The organism is Aeromonas sp. ASNIH8 (genome assembly GCF_002919855.1).
Taxonomy (GTDB): Bacteria; Pseudomonadota; Gammaproteobacteria; order Enterobacterales; family Aeromonadaceae; genus Aeromonas; species Aeromonas caviae.
Genome location: NZ_PQLN01000043.1, coordinates 1 through 15,735, shown reverse-complemented (window position 1 = coordinate 15,735; position 15,735 = coordinate 1). Strand labels below are relative to the sequence as shown.

The following is a 15,735-nucleotide window of genomic DNA, read 5'->3' as shown; positions in this document are numbered from 1 at the left end:
CCGGATCACCCCTGCTCGGCACTAAGATGGTAGTGACGGTTGCTGCCCTGCCCCAGCACGCCCTGCGCCAGCAGATGCTGGAACACCCGGTCCACCTCCTCCAGAGACAGTGACAATGCCTCTGCCACCTTGCGTTTGCTGCATTTGAGCTCGCCGCTCTCCAGCGCGCCGCGCACCTGGGCGACCACGGCTGGCTCGGGCATGGGTCTGCTGATGGCTGGCGGCTCCGGGGTCGGCACTGCGACCCGGGCCTCGGCTTGCGCCTTCTCCCGTTGCCACATCCATTGACGGCGGAAGCGGTTCTCCTCACCGATCAGGCTGACGAAAAAGGCACCAAATGCATCGAGCAGGATAGACAGGAAGCAGACCAGCAGGAACTGCACCTGGCCGATGCTCATGCCCACCCCGTCCGCCAGACTGCTCATCAGCCCCAGCATGGAGGACTGCTCCCCCAGCGGCTTGGCGTCCCGCTCCTGGCGCAGCTCGTCCTGACGCAGCCTGAGCTTGGTGTTGGCCTGCTGCAGACCGCTGACGCCGCTCGAGATACGCGCCATCTCGATGTATTTGCGGGCCGCCTCTTCGTTGAGCTGGATCTGCCGCTCTATGCTGGCTATCTGCTCGTCGAAACGGGCTATCTCCCGCTCGTGACGCGCCTGCTGGCTCAGAATTGTGTTGGTGGCGCTGTTGATGCCGCCGATACTGCCCCCGATGGAGATGGCGGCCAGCCCGCCGAACAGCCACTTCATCAGGGGGTTTTCGTCGATGGAGAGAAACAGCAGCAGGGAGAAGACGATGGAAGCCAGAATGGCCAGCCCGGTAAAACTGTAGACAGTCGTGAGGGCGAACCATCCCTTGGGGTAACGCAATGCGGCGCAAGCCTGAGTAGTCATGATGAAACGGGAAACATCTGCAGGAAAAGTTGGCTGCCGATTATAGTCACCACTCCCCCGGAGAGAAGGGCAAATCCCCGAATTCCCGCCGATGGACGATCAGCTGCCCAGAGTGCGACCAAAACGTGCAAATCGGCAGCAGAAAAACACTACAATCGACCCCGTACCTGAAGGACATCTGCGGTTATGCTCGGGTTAAGCCCGCCGCATTACACTCATTTCCACCGAACACGACTCGAGGACATCATGAACAGAACGACGGCTTTGTTGCTCTCTCTTTTTCTGATAACCGGTAGCGCCCTGGCACAGGACGAAGGGAGCCAGACCTTCTCCGTGGATGCGCTGACCTTCAATCTGGACTGGAATGACACGCAGTTTGACTGGTCCCAGAGCAACTGCTTCGATCTCGGGAGCGGCGACACGGCCGCCGCCGACTGCAAGAGGATCAACCTCAGTCTGGAGGACGAGACGCAGCGCAACCAGCCCCCCAGCACCAACCAGATCAGCACGCAACTGGATCAATGATCCCCCTGACAGGAGCCTTGATGCGATGACCCACATGACCATGACTTCCCGCGGCGCACTGCTGCTCTCCCTGCTTCTGGTTCAGGGAATGGCCTTTGCTGCCCCCCCTTCCAAACACGATGACGACATCCGGATCTCCACCGACCAGGGCCGGGTAAGCCTGGATTGGGACGACAAGGAGTACGAGTGGTGGCAGCACAACTGCCTGGATGTCAGCACCCGGACCAGCCGCATCCAGCTCAACTGCGACAACATGGATGGAAAATACCGCGACCATTACAACCGCAGCATTCACAGTGGCAACAACCCGGGTCAGGGCCATGACAAGCCCAGGAACAAGCACGGCGGCAACGGCCACCAAAAACACTGACCAGCATGCCCATGGACATGGTTGAGGGGCCTGCGGCCCCTGGAGTCATGTCCCCTACCAGTAGTTTTCCATGCTGATATTGCCGGGGGCGCGACGCAGGTTCTTGGCAAGCCCCAGCCCGAGCAGGGTCTGCTGAGTCTCTTTCACCATGGCGGGGTTGCCGCAGATCATCACCTGGCTCAACTCGGGGGAGAAGTTCAGCCCCACCCTCGCCTGCAAGCTGCCATCGACGATGGCTGCCGGGATACGCCCTGCCATCGCCCCCGGCCAGGTCTCACGACTGACGAAGGGAACATAGCGAAAACGCTCGCCATGCTGCTCGGCAAAACTGGCGATAAGCGGCTGATAGCTGAGCTCTTCCCCTTTTCTCACCCCATGTACCAGCACCAGATGCTCGAAGCGGTCGAAGACCTGTCCTTCTGCCAGCATGGCGAGGAAGGGGCCGATGGCGGTGCCGGTTGAGAGCAGCCAGAGATCCCGTCCCGGGGGAATCTCATCCAGGGTCAGAAAACCGGTGGCCTGGGACTGCACCAGCAGGCCGTCGCCCACCTGCAGGGAACCGAGAGAGGGGCTCAGTTCACCGCCGGGGATCTCCACCAGATAGAATTCGTGATAGGGCGTGCCGGGAGGATTGACGAAGGAGTAGGCACGCTGGACTCGACGCTCGCCCTGCTCCAGGGCCAGCTTGGTGAATTGACCCGCCTTGTAGGGGGCAAGTTCCGCCTCCACACGCAGGGAGAGCAGGGTGGGTGTCCACTCGATGCGCTCGATGACCCGACCTTCAACCCAGGCAGCCATAAAGGTTCTCCTCCAGAGGAACAGACCTTCACTTTACCCCTTGATCTGAAAATAAAAAACCCGCGCATGTGCGCGGGTTTTTCTGCAAGAGCGGAACGCTATTACAGAGCAACAACCTGGATTTGTACGGTTGCTTTGACGTCAGCGTGCAGCTGAACAACAACTTCGTACTCACCGGTGTTACGCAGAACGTTGCCCATGCGGACTTCGCTCTTGGCAACGGCTACGCCGGCAGCAGTGATGGCTTCAGCCACGTCACGGGTACCGATGGAACCGAACAGCTTGCCTTCGTCGCCAGACTTGGAGGCGATGACAACGGCAGCCAGCTCACCCAGCTTGGCAGCGCGCTCTTCGGCAGCAGCCTTGTTGGCAGCCAGTTTGGCTTCCAGCTCAGCGCGACGAGCACCGAAGGCTTCGATGTTGGCCTTGGTGGCCATAACAGCTTTGCCTTGCGGGATCAGGTAGTTACGGGCATAACCAGCTTTTACGGAAACTTGGTCACCCAGACCGCCCAGTTTGGCGATCTTATCGAGCAGGATAACTTGCATTACCTTTCCTCTATAAATTTCGTTGAGTTAGGCGTAAGCGCCGGGCCGATTCTTACTTGTTGTGCAGATCGGTGTACGGCAGCAGAGCCAGGTAACGAGCACGCTTGATGGCGCGTGCCAGCTGACGCTGATACTTGGCGCGGGTACCGGTGATACGGCTCGGTACGATCTTGCCAGATTCAGTGACGTAGTTTTTCAGAGTAACGATATCTTTGTAGTCGATCTCGGTAACGTTCTCGGCGGTGAAGCGGCAGAACTTACGACGACGGAAATAACGTGCCATGGCCTTTATCCTCTAATGCGGTGATCTAAGAATTACTCTTCGGAAGACGCTTCAACAGCATCTTCGCGACGCTCGTCGTCACGACGGGTGAAGCGCTCTTCCTTGGCCTTGGCCATCGGAGAAACTTCAGTCACGGCGTGCTTGGTGCGCATGATCATGTTGCGGATAACGGCATCGTTGAAGCGGAAGTTGGTTTCCAGCTCATCGATAACGGCCTGTTCAGCTTCTACGTTCATCAGAACGTAGTGAGCCTTGTGCAGCTTGTCGATCGGGTAAGCCAGTTGACGACGGCCCCAATCTTCCAGGCGATGAATGGTACCACCAGCGGTGGTGATAGCGCCGGTGTAACGCTCGATCATGCCAGGTACTTGCTCGCTCTGGTCCGGATGAACCATGAAGACGATTTCGTAATGACGCATTTTAGCTCCTTACGGATTAATTCAGCCTCCGCCCAGGTGCAGCCAGACCTCGGAGGCAAGGAACATAGTGATGTTTAGACGCTGCTTTCTAGGGCGGCGTATTGTACGAAATCACCTCTCCCACTGCAACTGGCGAAGCGAGATGTTTTTCTCGATGAGCCCGATACAAAACTTTAATTGATAACAATTATCATTTAGATCCATACTCTCCTCATATCCCCACGGAGGATGACAGTATGCAACCTGCGCTCACCACGGCCATCCAGGCCCGCAAATTCAAGCTGACCCTGCTCGGCCCCGCCTTCATCGCCGCCATCGGTTATATCGACCCGGGCAATTTTGCGACCAATATCCAGGCCGGCTCCACCTTCGGCTATCAACTGCTGTGGGTAGTGGTGTGGGCCAATCTGATGGCCATGCTGGTGCAGACCCTCTCGGCCAAGCTCGGTATCGTCACTGGCAAGAACCTGGCGGAACACATTCGTGATCGCCTGCCCAGGCCCGCAGTCTGGGCCTATTGGGTGCAGGCCGAGATCATCGCCATGGCCACCGATCTCGCCGAGTTCATCGGCGCTGCGGTCGGCTTCAAGCTGCTGCTCGGCATCACCCTGCTGGAAGGTGCCTGCATCACCGCGGTGGTCACCTGGGGGATCCTGATGTTGCAATCCCGCGGCCAGAAGCCGCTGGAGTTCGTGGTGGGGGGCCTGCTGCTGTTCGTGGCCGCCGCCTACATCGTCGAGCTGGTGTTCTCGCGCCCCCATCTGCCGAGTCTGCTGGAAGGGGCACTCTTCCCCGGCCTGCCCAACAGTGACGCCGTCTATCTGGCGGCCGGCGTGCTTGGTGCCACCGTGATGCCCCACGTCATCTACCTGCACTCGGCACTGACCCAGCACACCCAGGATCAGGGCTCGGTCCCCCAGCGGCTGCACAGCACCCGGGTCGACGTGGCCATCGCCATGACCATCGCCGGCTTCGTCAACCTGGCCATGATGGCCATGGCGGCTGCCGCCTTCCACAGCTCCGGCAATCAGCAGGTGGCCGAGCTGGAAACGGCCTACCAGACCCTCACGCCCCTGCTGGGCCCGGCAGCCGCCACCCTGTTCGGCCTCTCCCTGGTCGCCTCCGGCATCTCCTCCACCGTGGTGGGAACGCTGGCGGGGCAAGTGGTGATGCAGGGCTTCGTGCGCTTCACCATTCCGCTCTGGCTGCGCCGAGCCATCACCATGGCTCCCGCCTTCGTGGTGATCGCCATGGGCCTCAACACCACGGAAATTCTGGTACTGAGCCAGGTAGTGCTGAGCTTCGGCATCGCCCTCGCTCTTATTCCGCTGCTGATCCTGACCGGTGATCGCGCCCTGATGGGGGCACATCGCAATCACCCCGTCACCCAGGCCGCGGGGCGCCTCATCGTCGCCCTAGTGATCGGCCTCAATGCCTATCTGCTGGTCACCACCCTCTAACGCCATCTTGAGGCTCATTGACCCGGGTTGATGAGCCTCTTCGCACTTTCGCGTATGCTGCCCCTTTCCCTTCTCATCATCTCGTTGCGGGAGCCCGCCATGGAACATACCCGAGCCAGCTTCGTACTAGGCCACCATCAGGAACAGGCCAGCGTCGTCTGTTGCAAACAGGGGGATCCGACCCTGCTGGTCACCGACCTCACCCCCTTTCATCCCCAGAGCCACCTCTGGCCCGATCAACCCGGTGACGTGGGCACAGTGCGCTGGGAAGGGGGGGAAGCGGCCGTGGGCCCCTGCCGCATGGGCGCCATCAGTCCCGAGGGCGAGCTGTTCATGGATACGGAGATTCCGGTCAAGCGAGGGGCTGATGGGTGGGCTTTCGTGGTGGTGCATCCCCTCGCCGGTTCCCATCACCTTGCCATTGGCTCGCCTGTGGAACTGACAGTGGATGCCGAGGCACGCCATGCCCTGAGCCTGGGCCACAGCGCCTGCCACCTGGTGGCACTGGCCCTCAATCGGGCGCTCACGCCCTATTGGCGAAAGGAGACAAGCGAGCTGGACGCTCTCGGGCAGCCGGATTTCGACCGCCTCGCCATCCAGCTCTCCCGGGTCGAGCCCAGAGGATCAAAGGAGCAGTACCGGATCGGCAAGAGCCTTCGAAAAAAGGGAATTAACAGCGAGGCACTGCTGGCCGACCTCGACAGGATAGCGATCCAGGTCAACGAGCAGCTGATGCGCTGGCTCAAAGAGGGAGGCGAGATCCACCGCAGCCGGGCCGGTGATGCCATCATCGATTCCCGCTACTGGCATGGCATGGTGGACGGTCGGGAGATCACCATTCCCTGTGGCGGCACCCATGTGGGCAGTCTGACCGAGTTGGGCCAGGTTCAGGTGACGCTGGCCTCCAGTGAAGAGGGATTTACCCTCACCACCCGGGTCACCCCCTGAACCACCCCAGCCCTCCTGATGCCGCACCGCCCTGACCGGGGCGGTGTCCCGACAGAGAGACCGCAGGCAGATCAGCGCGGCGATATCTCACCCCGGTCTGACGACCACATGGCCACGGGGTAGCCAAAAACCATGCGATGCACCACGGGTGAGGGGCCACTTGCCCCTTTCCTGGCGCCTGACGATGTCAGGCAGGCTCCCTTCGCATCCCCATGTGAGGGATGTCATCTTCCAGATACCCTTCCCCTTCGGCCACGAAACCATGCTGGCCGTAAAAACCTTGCAGGTGGGCCTGTGCACCGAGCCAGATGCTGTGTGCAGGCCAGCGTGCCTCGCACTCTCTGACCGCTTGCGCCAGCAGGCGGTGACCCAGTCCGCCCCCCCGCGACGTGGGAGAGGTGACCACGCGGCCGATGGCGGCGCCGCTGTCATCACCAATGCCGGGTGCCATGATGCGGGCATAGGCCGCCAGGTGATCCCCCTCACGACCGAGCAGATGCAGCACGCCGTCACGGCGATCCAGACCGTCCAGATCCTGGAAGGGACAGGTCTGCTCCACCACGAACACCTCGGCGCGCAGGGCAAGCAGCTCATACAATTCATCCGTGGTCAGCTCGGACCAGGATTTCATACTCCAGTTCATGAATGACTCCTGTTTAATGGGGTCTGACAGCATAATCTTGCTCCCGACGAGGGGCATTAACCTTGGTTAAGTTGCCCCCCTTCTCATCCAATGCGGACATGGCCGACAAAGAGCCGATCTCTGCCCAGATTCATCGGCAATCCCTTCTGGCTCAACCCTGATCGCGCGTTTTCAGCCGCCTGCGGATGCGGCTCAGGCTGATGGGGGTGATCCCCAGATAGGCGGCAATCTGGTGATCCGGGACCCTGGCATCCAGCGCGGGGAAGCTTCGCAGAAAATGCTGATAGCGCGCCTCTGGGCCCCCGGTCAGCAGCAACAGCTCTTTCTCCTCCTTGATGCGCAGTTGCACTTCAAGGAGATGGTGATACCAGGCGGGCCAGCAAGGGAGTCGTCGCAGATCCGCCAGCGGAAGAAGCTGCAGCCGGCAAGGCTCCAGCGCCTCCACGCTGTAGCGGGCGGGCTCACCACTGAGCTGGTGGTGGAAGTCGATAAACTCGTCCCCCTCCCAATAGAACTCCTTGATGTACTCGCGGCCATCCGCCAGCACCACCCTGGCCCGCAGCAACCCCTCCTCCACTCTGACCAGCAGCGCCGGACTGTCACCGGCATGCCAGAGGCAGGTGCGAGGGGGCAAGGTCAGGGAGCGGACAAAAGAGAGGAGGCGCTCGGCCTCCTGCTCATCTGCAACCCGTTCCCAGACAAAGGGGGGTCTGTCGGTCATCGTCTTGTCAGACGCGGCGCTGGCGCACGGCTTCGAACAGGCAGACACCGCTCGCCACCGAGACGTTGAGGCTGGATACTGCCCCCGCCATCGGGATGCTCACCAGCTCGTCGCAATGTTCGCGGGTCAGGCGGCGCATCCCCTTGCCTTCGGCCCCCATCACCAGCGCCATGGGGCCGGTGAGTTTGGCCTGATAGAGATCGTGATCCGCCTCGCCGGCGGTACCCACGATCCAGACGCCGCGCTCCTGCAGCTCGCGCAGGCTGCGGGCCAGGTTGGTGACCTGGATGAGCGGCACCACCTCGGCTGCGCCACAGGCGACCTTGCGCACCACGGACGTGAGGCCTGTGGCCTTGTCCCGCGGCACGATCACCGCATGTACCCCGGCCGCATCGGCACTGCGCAGACAGGCGCCGAGATTGTGCGGATCTGTCACCCCATCCAGTACCAGCAGGAAGGGCGCTGTCTCTTGCGCCGCCAGATCGTCCAGCAGACTGGCCAGGTCGTGCTCGGCCAGCTTGGGCGCTTCAATCACCTTGGCCATGATGCCCTGGTGATTGTTGCCTTCCGCCTTGTCATCCAGCGTCTTGCGGTTCACGCTCTGCACCCTGATACCGAGGGACTCCAGCTCAGCCAGCAGGGGATGCAGCCGCTCGTCATCGCGGCCCTTGAGAGCCCACACCTCGATGAAGCGCTCGGGGGTGCGCTCGAGCAGCGCGGAGACGGCGTGAATGCCGTAGATCAGTTCAGTACTCATTTAGTGCTCTTGGCCTTGTCGCGAGCCTTTTTGCTCGGTCGTCTGTTGCTGGGCTTGGCACGGCCACCCTTGTCGGATTTGCCGCTCTCCTTGCCCTCTTTGCGTTTCTCGTGGCGCTGGGCGCTCTTGGCCTTCTCTTTCTTGATCTCGGCCTGCTTGCGCGCCATCTCCTTGGCGTTCTTGCCGGTGGCCTTGAGGGGCTCTTCCACCATCACGAAGTCGATCTTGCGATCGTCCAGGTTCACGCCCATCACCTTGACCCGCACCTTGTCACCCAGACGATAGCGACGGCGGAAGTTCTCGCCGATCAGCTGCTGGTGCAGCGGGTCGAACTGGTAGTAGTCGTTGGTGAGGGTGCTGACGTGCACCAGACCGTCGATGTGGATCTCAGCCAGACGCACGAAGAAGCCAAAGCCGGTGACGCTGGCGATGACGCCGTCAAACTCGTCACCCACGTGATCCAGCATGTACTCGCACTTGAGCCAGTCTGCCACGTCGCGGGTGGCGTCATCGGCACGGCGCTCCGTCATGGAGCAGTGCTCGCCCATGGGGTCCACTTCTTCCAGCTGGTAGTGGTAGCCACCGCTCGGGGTCCACTTGTGACGCAGGTTGGCCTGCTGCTCCTTGGCGGTCTGGTACTTGATCGCCCGGTGCAGGATGAGATCCGGGTAGCGACGGATCGGCGAGGTGAAGTGAGCGTAGGACTTCAGGGCCAGACCGAAGTGACCGATGTTGTCGGCCTGATAGATGGCCTGACGCATGGAGCGCAGCAGCATGGTGGAGAGCAATTCCGCATCCGGGCGCCCTTCGAATTTGGCGGCCAGGTCGGCAAAGTCCTTCGGCTCGGGCTCCAGGCCCCCCTTGAGCTCCAGACCCAGTTCGGCCAGGAAGTCGCGGAAGCCGGTGAGACGCTCCTCGCCCGGGCGGTCGTGCACCCGGAACAGGGCGGCGGCCTCGTTCTTCTCGATGTAGCGGGCGGCCGCCACGTTCGCCTGGATCATGCACTCTTCGATGATCTTGTGGGCGTCATTGCGCACCAGCGGTACGATACGGTCGATCTTGCGCTGGGCGTTGAAGATGAAGCGGGTCTCCTCGCTTTCGAACTCCACCGCACCGCGTTGATGACGGGCATGCTTGAGCGCCTTGTAGAGGTTGCTCAGCTCCTCGATGTGGCCCACCAGCGGATCATACTGCTGACGCAGCTTGGGATCCCCGTCCAGGATCGCCGCTACCTTGGTGTAGGTCAGGCGAGCGTGGGAGTTCATTACCGCTTCGTAGAACTTGTAGCCGGACATGCGGCCGGCGGCGGAGATGGTCATCTCGCACACCATGCAGAGCCGGTCGACCTGCGGGTTCAGGGAACACAGACCGTTGGAGAGCACCTCCGGCAGCATGGGCACCACGAACTCGGGGAAATAGACCGAGTTGCCGCGCTGATAGGCTTCGGTGTCGAGGGCCGTGCCCGGTTTCACATAGGCAGAAACGTCCGCGATGGCGACCCACAGGCGCCAGCCGCCTCCACGCTTGGCTTCACAGAAGACAGCGTCATCGAAGTCGCGGGCGTCTTCCCCGTCGATGGTCACCAGCGGCAGGGCGCGCAGGTCGATGCGACCCTCTTTGGCCTTCTCCGGCACCTGCTCGCCGAGACCGGCGACCTCTTTGGTCACCTCTTCCGGCCAGGTGTGCGGAATGCCGTGGGTACGCAGGGCGATCTCGATCTCCATACCGGGCGCCATGTTCTCACCCAGAACTTCCAAGACGGTACCGACCGCATTGAAGCGGGCAGTGGCGCGCTGGTTGATGCGCACGACCACGACCTGGCTCTGGCGAGCCCCCTTGTTCTCCCCTTCCGGGATGATGATGTCCTGGCCGATGCGGCTGTCATCGGGTACCACAAAACCGACGCCGTTCTCGACGAAGTAACGACCGACGATGTCCGCCTCGCGGGATTTGAGCAGGCGCACCAGACGCGCTTCCTGACGACCCTTGCGATCGATCTCGGTCGGCTGCACCAGGGCATAGTCGCCATGCATCAGGCGCTGCATCTCGCGGTTGTTCAGGAAGAGATCCGCTCCACCACCCTCGGGGCGCAGAAAACCGAATCCATCTTTGTGGCCAAGCACATAGCCTTTGACCAGATTCAGGCGATCCGGCAGGGCGTAACATTGGTTGCGGGTGAACACGAGCTGCCCGTCTCGCTCCATGGCGCGCAGACGACGTCGCAAGGCTTCCAACGGCTCTTCATCGGTCAGCTTGAGGACCTTGGCCAGCTCTTCCCGGGACATGGGTTTCTCATGGCCCTTGATGAGCTCCAGCAGCATCTCGCGACTGGCGATGGGGTTTTCGTATTTTTCGGCCTCGCGTTGGAGGAAAGGATCTTTTTGAGACATAAGCAGGCCTTAGGGTAGGTAATAACGCAGACATTATATCGGAGGGGGGAGCTAATGGCATCCATCGACTGCCTTTTGGCCATTCTCTCTGTCATACTGGACACAGTTTGCAGGTATGTGAGACTCGGAACTCATGAGCAAGGACTCGTTCGCCCAATCTGCCGCCTATTTGAAACAGGCGGTTCCCCTGATGATCAAGTATCAAATTCCCACCACGCCGAACAACTATCACCTTTGGTACAGCTATGTCTCCGGCGACATGCCCGAACTCAACCATGCCGTCGATCAGGCGATAAAACAACAGGGGACCTTCTCCCTGACCACTTGTGAGCGTCTCTACCACCAGCACCTTGCGGCTCAGGACGAGCAGCAGATCGAGGCGATGAAACTCAACCTGGCGGCCATGGCCAGCGAGCTGAGTCACTCGATGCAGGATGCCATCTCCGATACCGGGCTGTTTCAGGAGATGCTCGACAAGAGTTTCGACAAGCTGAGCAAGATAGACGACGAGGGGCTCAGCCTGGAAGACACCATGGGGATCCTGCGGGAACTGGTGCGCGAATCCAGGGAAGTGCGCATGTCCACCCTGCACTTTCGCAACCAGCTCAGCAGCGCCGAGAAGGAGATCAAGGAGCTGAAGCAGGCGTTGAGCGAGACCCGCAAGATGGCGACCGAGGACCCCCTGACCTCCCTGCTCAACCGCCGCGCCTTCGATCTCGAGATGGACAGCCTGATCCGCAGCAAGCAACCCTTCTCGCTGATCATGACCGATATCGATCGCTTCAAGAACTTCAACGACGAATATGGCCACCTGCTCGGCGACCAGGTGCTGCGCATCGTCGGCAAGCGGCTGCGGGAGGCCAGCAAGGAGGGCATCACGGCCTATCGCCTGGGAGGCGAGGAGTTTGCCCTGCTGGTGCCGAGCCGCGCCCTGGCACTGACCCGGCAGATGGCCGAGAGCCTGCGTCGCGTCATCGAGCGGATGTCGATTCTGGATCGCAAATCCGGGCGACGCATCGATCACATCACCGCCTCGTTCGGTGTGGGGGAATACATCCCCCAGGAGACGGCAGACACCCTGATCGAGCGTACCGACAAGCTGCTCTACAAGGCCAAGGAGCTGGGACGCAATCGGGTAATGCCACTGCCCTCCTGATCCCACCAGATGCAAAAAGGCCGGTCATTGACCGGCCTTTTTCATGCTTCCCTTCTCGGGATCAGAGGCTTTTCAGCTTCTCTTCCGGCAGGGCCAGCTCGTCATTGTGGTTGACACCGATACCGCGCTCCAGCACATGGCGGGCGATGGCATGGGCCTCTTCCAACGAGTGCATGCTGTAAGTACCGCACTGATATTCGTTGAGCTCGGGGATCTTGCCCTGCTCCTGCACGGCCAGCACGTCGCTCATGGCGGCCTGCCAGGCGGCACCGACACGGGCCTCATCCGGCGCGCCGATCAGGCTCATGTAGAAGCCGGTCCGGCATCCCATGGGAGAGATGTCGATGATCTCCACCCCGTTGCCGTTGAGGTGATCTCGCATGAAACCCGCAAACAGATGCTCGAGGGTATGGATGCCACGCTCGGAGAGGATCTCCTGGTTCGGCACGCAGAAACGCAGGTCAAACACCGTGATGGTGTCCTTGTTCGGGGTCTGCATGGTCTTGGCCACCCGCACTGCAGGGGCTGCCATGCGGGTGTGGTCGACGGTAAAACTGTCCAATAACGGCATTTCTGACTCCTGATTGGTTAGGAGAACCAGCCCCCGCTGGGAAGCCGATCCTTGCATTGTCTGTATTGGGCACCGTAGCGCTGGGCGCGGGCCTCCACCTTGCGGGAGACCTTCATCAGCCACCCCTTGCTGCGGTAGCTGCCACGCCGGTAGCCACCCCAGCCTTCGTGATAATTGAGATACTGGCCATAGGCATCCCACTTGGAAGTGCCGTTGAGCCGCTGGGCCTTGTGAGTGTACCAGCCCATGAAATCGATGGCGTCGGCAAAGTCGTCGCGATCACTCCAGCCATTGCCGGTTTCCCGCTGGTAATCGTCCCAGGTTTCGTCCTTCACCTGGGCATAGCCGTAGGCGGAGCTCGCCCGCCCGGTCGGGATGAAGAGGAAGTACTGCATCGGCGGCTGGGCATCGTGCACGAAGGAGGACTCCTGATACATCATGGCCATCACCACGTGCACCGGCGTGCCCCACCGCTCGTTCATCCTGAGCGCAGCCTTGTGCCAGTCCGGCTTTTCGCGAAAGATCTGGCACAGGTTTTCCGGCTGGGCGGGCGGCCGGGTACTGCAGGCGCTCAGCGTCATCAACAGAGCGGCCGCCACCCTGAAACGCATCCGGGTCATCAGAGGGACAGGCCCTCAGCGTCGTTTGTCATCACGAGATACATCCACCACATCAGATTGCGTCTTCGTTCTCTTCACCGGTGCGGATACGAATGACGCGCTCCACCTCGCAGACGAAGATCTTGCCATCCCCGATCTTGCCGGTGCGGGCGGTGTTCTGGATCGCCTCCAGGCAGGCGTCGAGATCCTCGTCCTGCACCACCAGCTCGACCTTTACCTTCGGCAGGAAATCCACCATGTATTCGGCGCCACGATAGAGCTCGGTGTGCCCCTTCTGGCGGCCGAAGCCCTTGACCTCTGAGACTGTCATGCCGTTGATGCCAATCTCGGCCAGGGCCTCGCGCACATCGTCCAGTTTGAACGGTTTGATGATGGCTTCAATCTTCTTCATGGTGACTCCTTACCAGTTCTGTTTGCCAAACCCGGAGGTGATGGGGTAACGGCGATCCTTACCAAAGTTGCGGGCCGTGATACGGGGCCCGACGGCGGCTTGGCGGCGTTTGTATTCGTTGAGATCCACCAGGCGGATCACCTTGCGCACCACGGCCTCTTCGAAGCCTTCGGCCACCAGATCGGCGACCGAGGCATCCTCTTCCACATAACGCTTGAGGATGGCATCCAGGATGTCATAGGGGGGCAGGCTGTCCTGATCCACCTGATCCGGAGCAAGCTCCGCCGAAGGGGGGCGATCGATGACCCGCTGCGGGATCACATAATCGACGCTGTTGCGATATTCACACAGCTTGAAGACCAGGGTCTTGGGCACGTCCTTGAGCACATCGAAGCCGCCCGCCATGTCACCGTAGAGGGTGGCATAACCGACCGACATCTCGCTCTTGTTGCCGGTGGTCAGCACGATGCGGCGGCGTTTGTTGGAGAGCGCCATCAGCAAGACGCCACGGCAGCGGGCCTGCAGGTTCTCTTCGGTGGTGTCCCGCGCGGTGCCGACAAACAGCGGCGCCAGCTGGGTCATGAAACCTTCGAACATGGGCTCGATGGAGATGATGTCGAACTCGACCCCCATCCGTTCGGCCTGCTCCTTGGCATCCTCCACACTCATCTGGGCGGTGTAGCGGAACGGCATCATCACCGCCTGCACCTTGTCCGCCCCTATGGCATCGGCGGCTATGGCCAGGGTCAGGGCGGAATCGATACCGCCGGAGAGCCCCAGCACGGCGCCCAGGAAGCCGTTCTTGGTGACATAGTCGCGCACCGCCAGCACCAGCGCCTGATAGACCTCGGCCAATGGATCTAGAGAGGCGGCAGGCTCATGTACCTTCACCGGTTGACCGTTTTCGAAACGCACCAGCGCCAGCGCCTCGGCAAAAGGCGCCAGCTTGTGGGTCAGCTCGCCCTGGCTGTTGAACACCTTGGAGCAGCCGTCGAAGATCAGCTCATCCTGGCCGCAGACCTGATTGAGGTAAACGAATGGCAGACCCGTCTGATCGCAGCGCTCCGTCATCAACTCATTGCGGATCCAGGGCTTCTCCCTGTCATAGGGGGAGGCGTTGATACTCAGCAGCAGCTCGGCGCCGGCCGCCTTGGCCGCCAGGGCAGGGCCCGGTTGCCACAGATCTTCACAGATGAGCAGCCCCAATTTGTGCTCTCTGAAAGCCACGACGCAGGTTTCAGTGCCTGCGGTGAAGTAGCGCTTCTCGTCAAACACCCCGTAATTGGGCAGATCCTGCTTGAAGTAACGTGCCACCAGCTGGCCCCGCTCATAGAGGGAGGCCGCGTTATAGAGCGCCTCGCCTTCGCGCCAGGGATGCCCCACCAGGATGGCGCAATTGCCCTGCCAGGCAGCCACTCGGACTAGTGCAGCCTCGACCCGGATCATCAGGTCGGCGCGCAGCAGCAGATCTTCCGGCGGGTAACCGGTCAATGCCAGCTCGGAGCACACCAGCAGATCGGCGCCTTGCTGATCCGCCTCTGCGGCCGCAGCCAGCACCTTGTCACAGTTATCTTCGATGGCGCCTACCGTCAGATTTAACTGGGCAAGCATCAGAGAGAGGGCTTTTGCCATGGCGATGCATCTTAAAACTCGAAAATGATGGGGAATGATAAAGAAAAGGCGCTGGCTGTGCCAGCGCCTTGGTTTTGGGGTTGTAACCCACACAATAATGAGGCCATCAGGGTTGGATATTGCAACTGGTCGGTATAGCTGGGCTTGGTGCGGGATTCGCATCTCTCAAGTCATCAGACACCATGAGTACACAACCCCCAGCAAGAGTGCCACTGCTGGGTAAAGTGAATGACTGCGAGGCAGGAGCGAATTGGTACTTGTTCTTGTCGAGCGTAAGGGTAAAGAAGCTGCCAGCCGAACCAGAGCAGGAATAACTTGCCTCCGCAGGGGAGCCGATGTCCTGTACCACACAGGTTACGTTACCATTGCTGACACTCTGATTCAGGTTCTTGGAGGTATTCGTACAGGACACTGCGCTGTTGACCGTTACTTTATCCTGATTACCCATGACCCTCAGCCAGCTTCAAGAGCCGATATGGCATCGGCGGGCTTGCCACGACTGCATGCCCCAATTCAACAAACATACTCTTGAGGTCAAAACGATGATTAAACCGGAAGCAGTATTCAGCAAGATGCCTTGGTAAATGCTTCGCTCCGAGCTTATGACAACTGC

Annotated in this window: 18 protein-coding genes and 1 pseudogene; 5 read left to right on the top strand and 14 right to left on the bottom strand. The window is 60.7% G+C overall.

The annotated features are described in order from the left end of the window. Positions 1-5 precede the first annotated feature (5 nt). Positions 6-890 carry a Preprotein translocase subunit SecY gene (locus C3418_RS12650; RefSeq protein WP_103858662.1) on the bottom strand — a complete coding sequence of 295 codons (885 nt, stop codon included), beginning with the start codon at positions 888-890 and terminating at the stop codon, positions 6-8. Between the two features lie 246 nt (positions 891-1,136). On the opposite strand from C3418_RS12650, the gene C3418_RS12645 reads away from it, so the two are divergent. Both C3418_RS12645 and C3418_RS12640 read left to right on the top strand, forming a co-directional pair. Next, positions 1,137-1,415, top strand: a complete 279-nt coding sequence (locus C3418_RS12645) for a hypothetical protein (protein ID WP_181023100.1) — start codon at positions 1,137-1,139, stop codon at positions 1,413-1,415. A 25-nt stretch (positions 1,416-1,440) separates the two neighbouring features. Beyond that, positions 1,441-1,785 carry a hypothetical protein gene (locus C3418_RS12640; protein ID WP_010673122.1) on the top strand — a complete coding sequence of 115 codons (345 nt, stop codon included), beginning with the start codon at positions 1,441-1,443 and terminating at the stop codon, positions 1,783-1,785. 54 nt (positions 1,786-1,839) lie between these two features. On the opposite strand, the gene C3418_RS12635 is transcribed toward C3418_RS12640, so the two are convergent. From C3418_RS12635 to rpsF, 4 genes are all read right to left on the bottom strand, one after another. Beyond that, positions 1,840-2,583 (bottom strand): ferredoxin--NADP reductase, encoded by a 744-nt coding sequence (locus tag C3418_RS12635; protein ID WP_041210971.1) that lies wholly within the window; start codon positions 2,581-2,583, stop codon positions 1,840-1,842. Between the two features lie 101 nt (positions 2,584-2,684). After that, positions 2,685-3,131, bottom strand: coding sequence for a 50S ribosomal protein L9 (gene rplI, locus C3418_RS12630; RefSeq protein WP_010673120.1), 447 nt, complete (start codon positions 3,129-3,131; stop codon positions 2,685-2,687). A 52-nt stretch (positions 3,132-3,183) separates the two neighbouring features. Beyond that, positions 3,184-3,414, bottom strand: coding sequence for a 30S ribosomal protein S18 (rpsR, locus tag C3418_RS12625; protein ID WP_005313392.1), 231 nt, complete (start codon positions 3,412-3,414; stop codon positions 3,184-3,186). A gap of 32 nt (positions 3,415-3,446) precedes the next feature. Next, entirely contained in the window at positions 3,447-3,833 is a 387-nt protein-coding gene (gene rpsF / locus C3418_RS12620) for a 30S ribosomal protein S6 (RefSeq protein ID WP_005331771.1), read from the bottom strand. A gap of 236 nt (positions 3,834-4,069) precedes the next feature. Between rpsF and C3418_RS12615 the strand changes: the two genes are divergently transcribed. Both C3418_RS12615 and C3418_RS12610 read left to right on the top strand, forming a co-directional pair. Further along, the gene (locus C3418_RS12615; RefSeq protein ID WP_103858660.1) at positions 4,070-5,293 is read left to right on the top strand and encodes an Nramp family divalent metal transporter; all 1,224 of its coding nucleotides are present in this window, start codon (positions 4,070-4,072) and stop codon (positions 5,291-5,293) included. Positions 5,294-5,392: 99 nt separating this feature from the next. Continuing rightward, positions 5,393-6,241, top strand: a complete 849-nt coding sequence (locus C3418_RS12610; protein WP_103858671.1) for a hypothetical protein — start codon at positions 5,393-5,395, stop codon at positions 6,239-6,241. A gap of 187 nt (positions 6,242-6,428) precedes the next feature. Here C3418_RS12610 and C3418_RS12605 read toward each other — a convergent pair whose 3' ends face one another. From C3418_RS12605 to rnr, 4 genes are all read right to left on the bottom strand, one after another. Then, positions 6,429-6,884 carry a GNAT family N-acetyltransferase gene (locus C3418_RS12605; RefSeq protein WP_049636452.1) on the bottom strand — a complete coding sequence of 152 codons (456 nt, stop codon included), beginning with the start codon at positions 6,882-6,884 and terminating at the stop codon, positions 6,429-6,431. Positions 6,885-7,035: 151 nt separating this feature from the next. Then, on the bottom strand, positions 7,036-7,605 hold the full coding sequence (locus tag C3418_RS12600; protein WP_103858659.1) for a Crp/Fnr family transcriptional regulator: 570 nt from the start codon (positions 7,603-7,605) through the stop codon (positions 7,036-7,038). Positions 7,606-7,612: 7 nt separating this feature from the next. Beyond that, complete coding sequence (gene rlmB, locus C3418_RS12595; RefSeq protein ID WP_010673115.1) at positions 7,613-8,362, bottom strand: 23S rRNA (guanosine(2251)-2'-O)-methyltransferase RlmB; 750 nt, start codon at positions 8,360-8,362, stop codon at positions 7,613-7,615. After that, positions 8,359-10,752: a ribonuclease R gene (rnr, locus tag C3418_RS12590; protein ID WP_049636454.1), complete on the bottom strand. Its 2,394-nt coding sequence runs from the start codon at positions 10,750-10,752 to the stop codon at positions 8,359-8,361. The genes rlmB and rnr overlap by 4 nt, the downstream gene beginning before the upstream one ends. Positions 10,753-10,885: 133 nt before the next feature. Between rnr and C3418_RS12585 the strand changes: the two genes are divergently transcribed. Then, positions 10,886-11,908 (top strand): GGDEF domain-containing protein, encoded by a 1,023-nt coding sequence (locus C3418_RS12585; RefSeq protein ID WP_181023099.1) that lies wholly within the window; start codon positions 10,886-10,888, stop codon positions 11,906-11,908. Positions 11,909-11,969: 61 nt separating this feature from the next. On the opposite strand, the gene luxS is transcribed toward C3418_RS12585, so the two are convergent. The 5 genes and pseudogenes from luxS to C3418_RS12560 form a co-directional block, all read right to left on the bottom strand. Continuing rightward, the gene (gene luxS, locus C3418_RS12580; protein ID WP_103858658.1) at positions 11,970-12,479 is read right to left on the bottom strand and encodes an S-ribosylhomocysteine lyase; all 510 of its coding nucleotides are present in this window, start codon (positions 12,477-12,479) and stop codon (positions 11,970-11,972) included. Positions 12,480-12,496: 17 nt separating this feature from the next. Further along, a complete protein-coding gene (locus C3418_RS12575; protein WP_167335726.1) occupies positions 12,497-13,090 on the bottom strand; it encodes a hypothetical protein in 594 nt (197 codons plus the stop codon). A 61-nt stretch (positions 13,091-13,151) separates the two neighbouring features. Then, positions 13,152-13,490, bottom strand: a complete 339-nt coding sequence (glnB, locus tag C3418_RS12570; protein WP_005308848.1) for a nitrogen regulatory protein P-II — start codon at positions 13,488-13,490, stop codon at positions 13,152-13,154. 9 nt (positions 13,491-13,499) lie between these two features. Beyond that, entirely contained in the window at positions 13,500-15,122 is a 1,623-nt protein-coding gene (locus C3418_RS12565) for an NAD+ synthase (RefSeq protein ID WP_103858657.1), read from the bottom strand. 440 nt (positions 15,123-15,562) lie between these two features. Beyond that, positions 15,563-15,735 (bottom strand): annotated as a pseudogene (locus C3418_RS12560) (IS1595 family transposase); the annotation flags it as partial.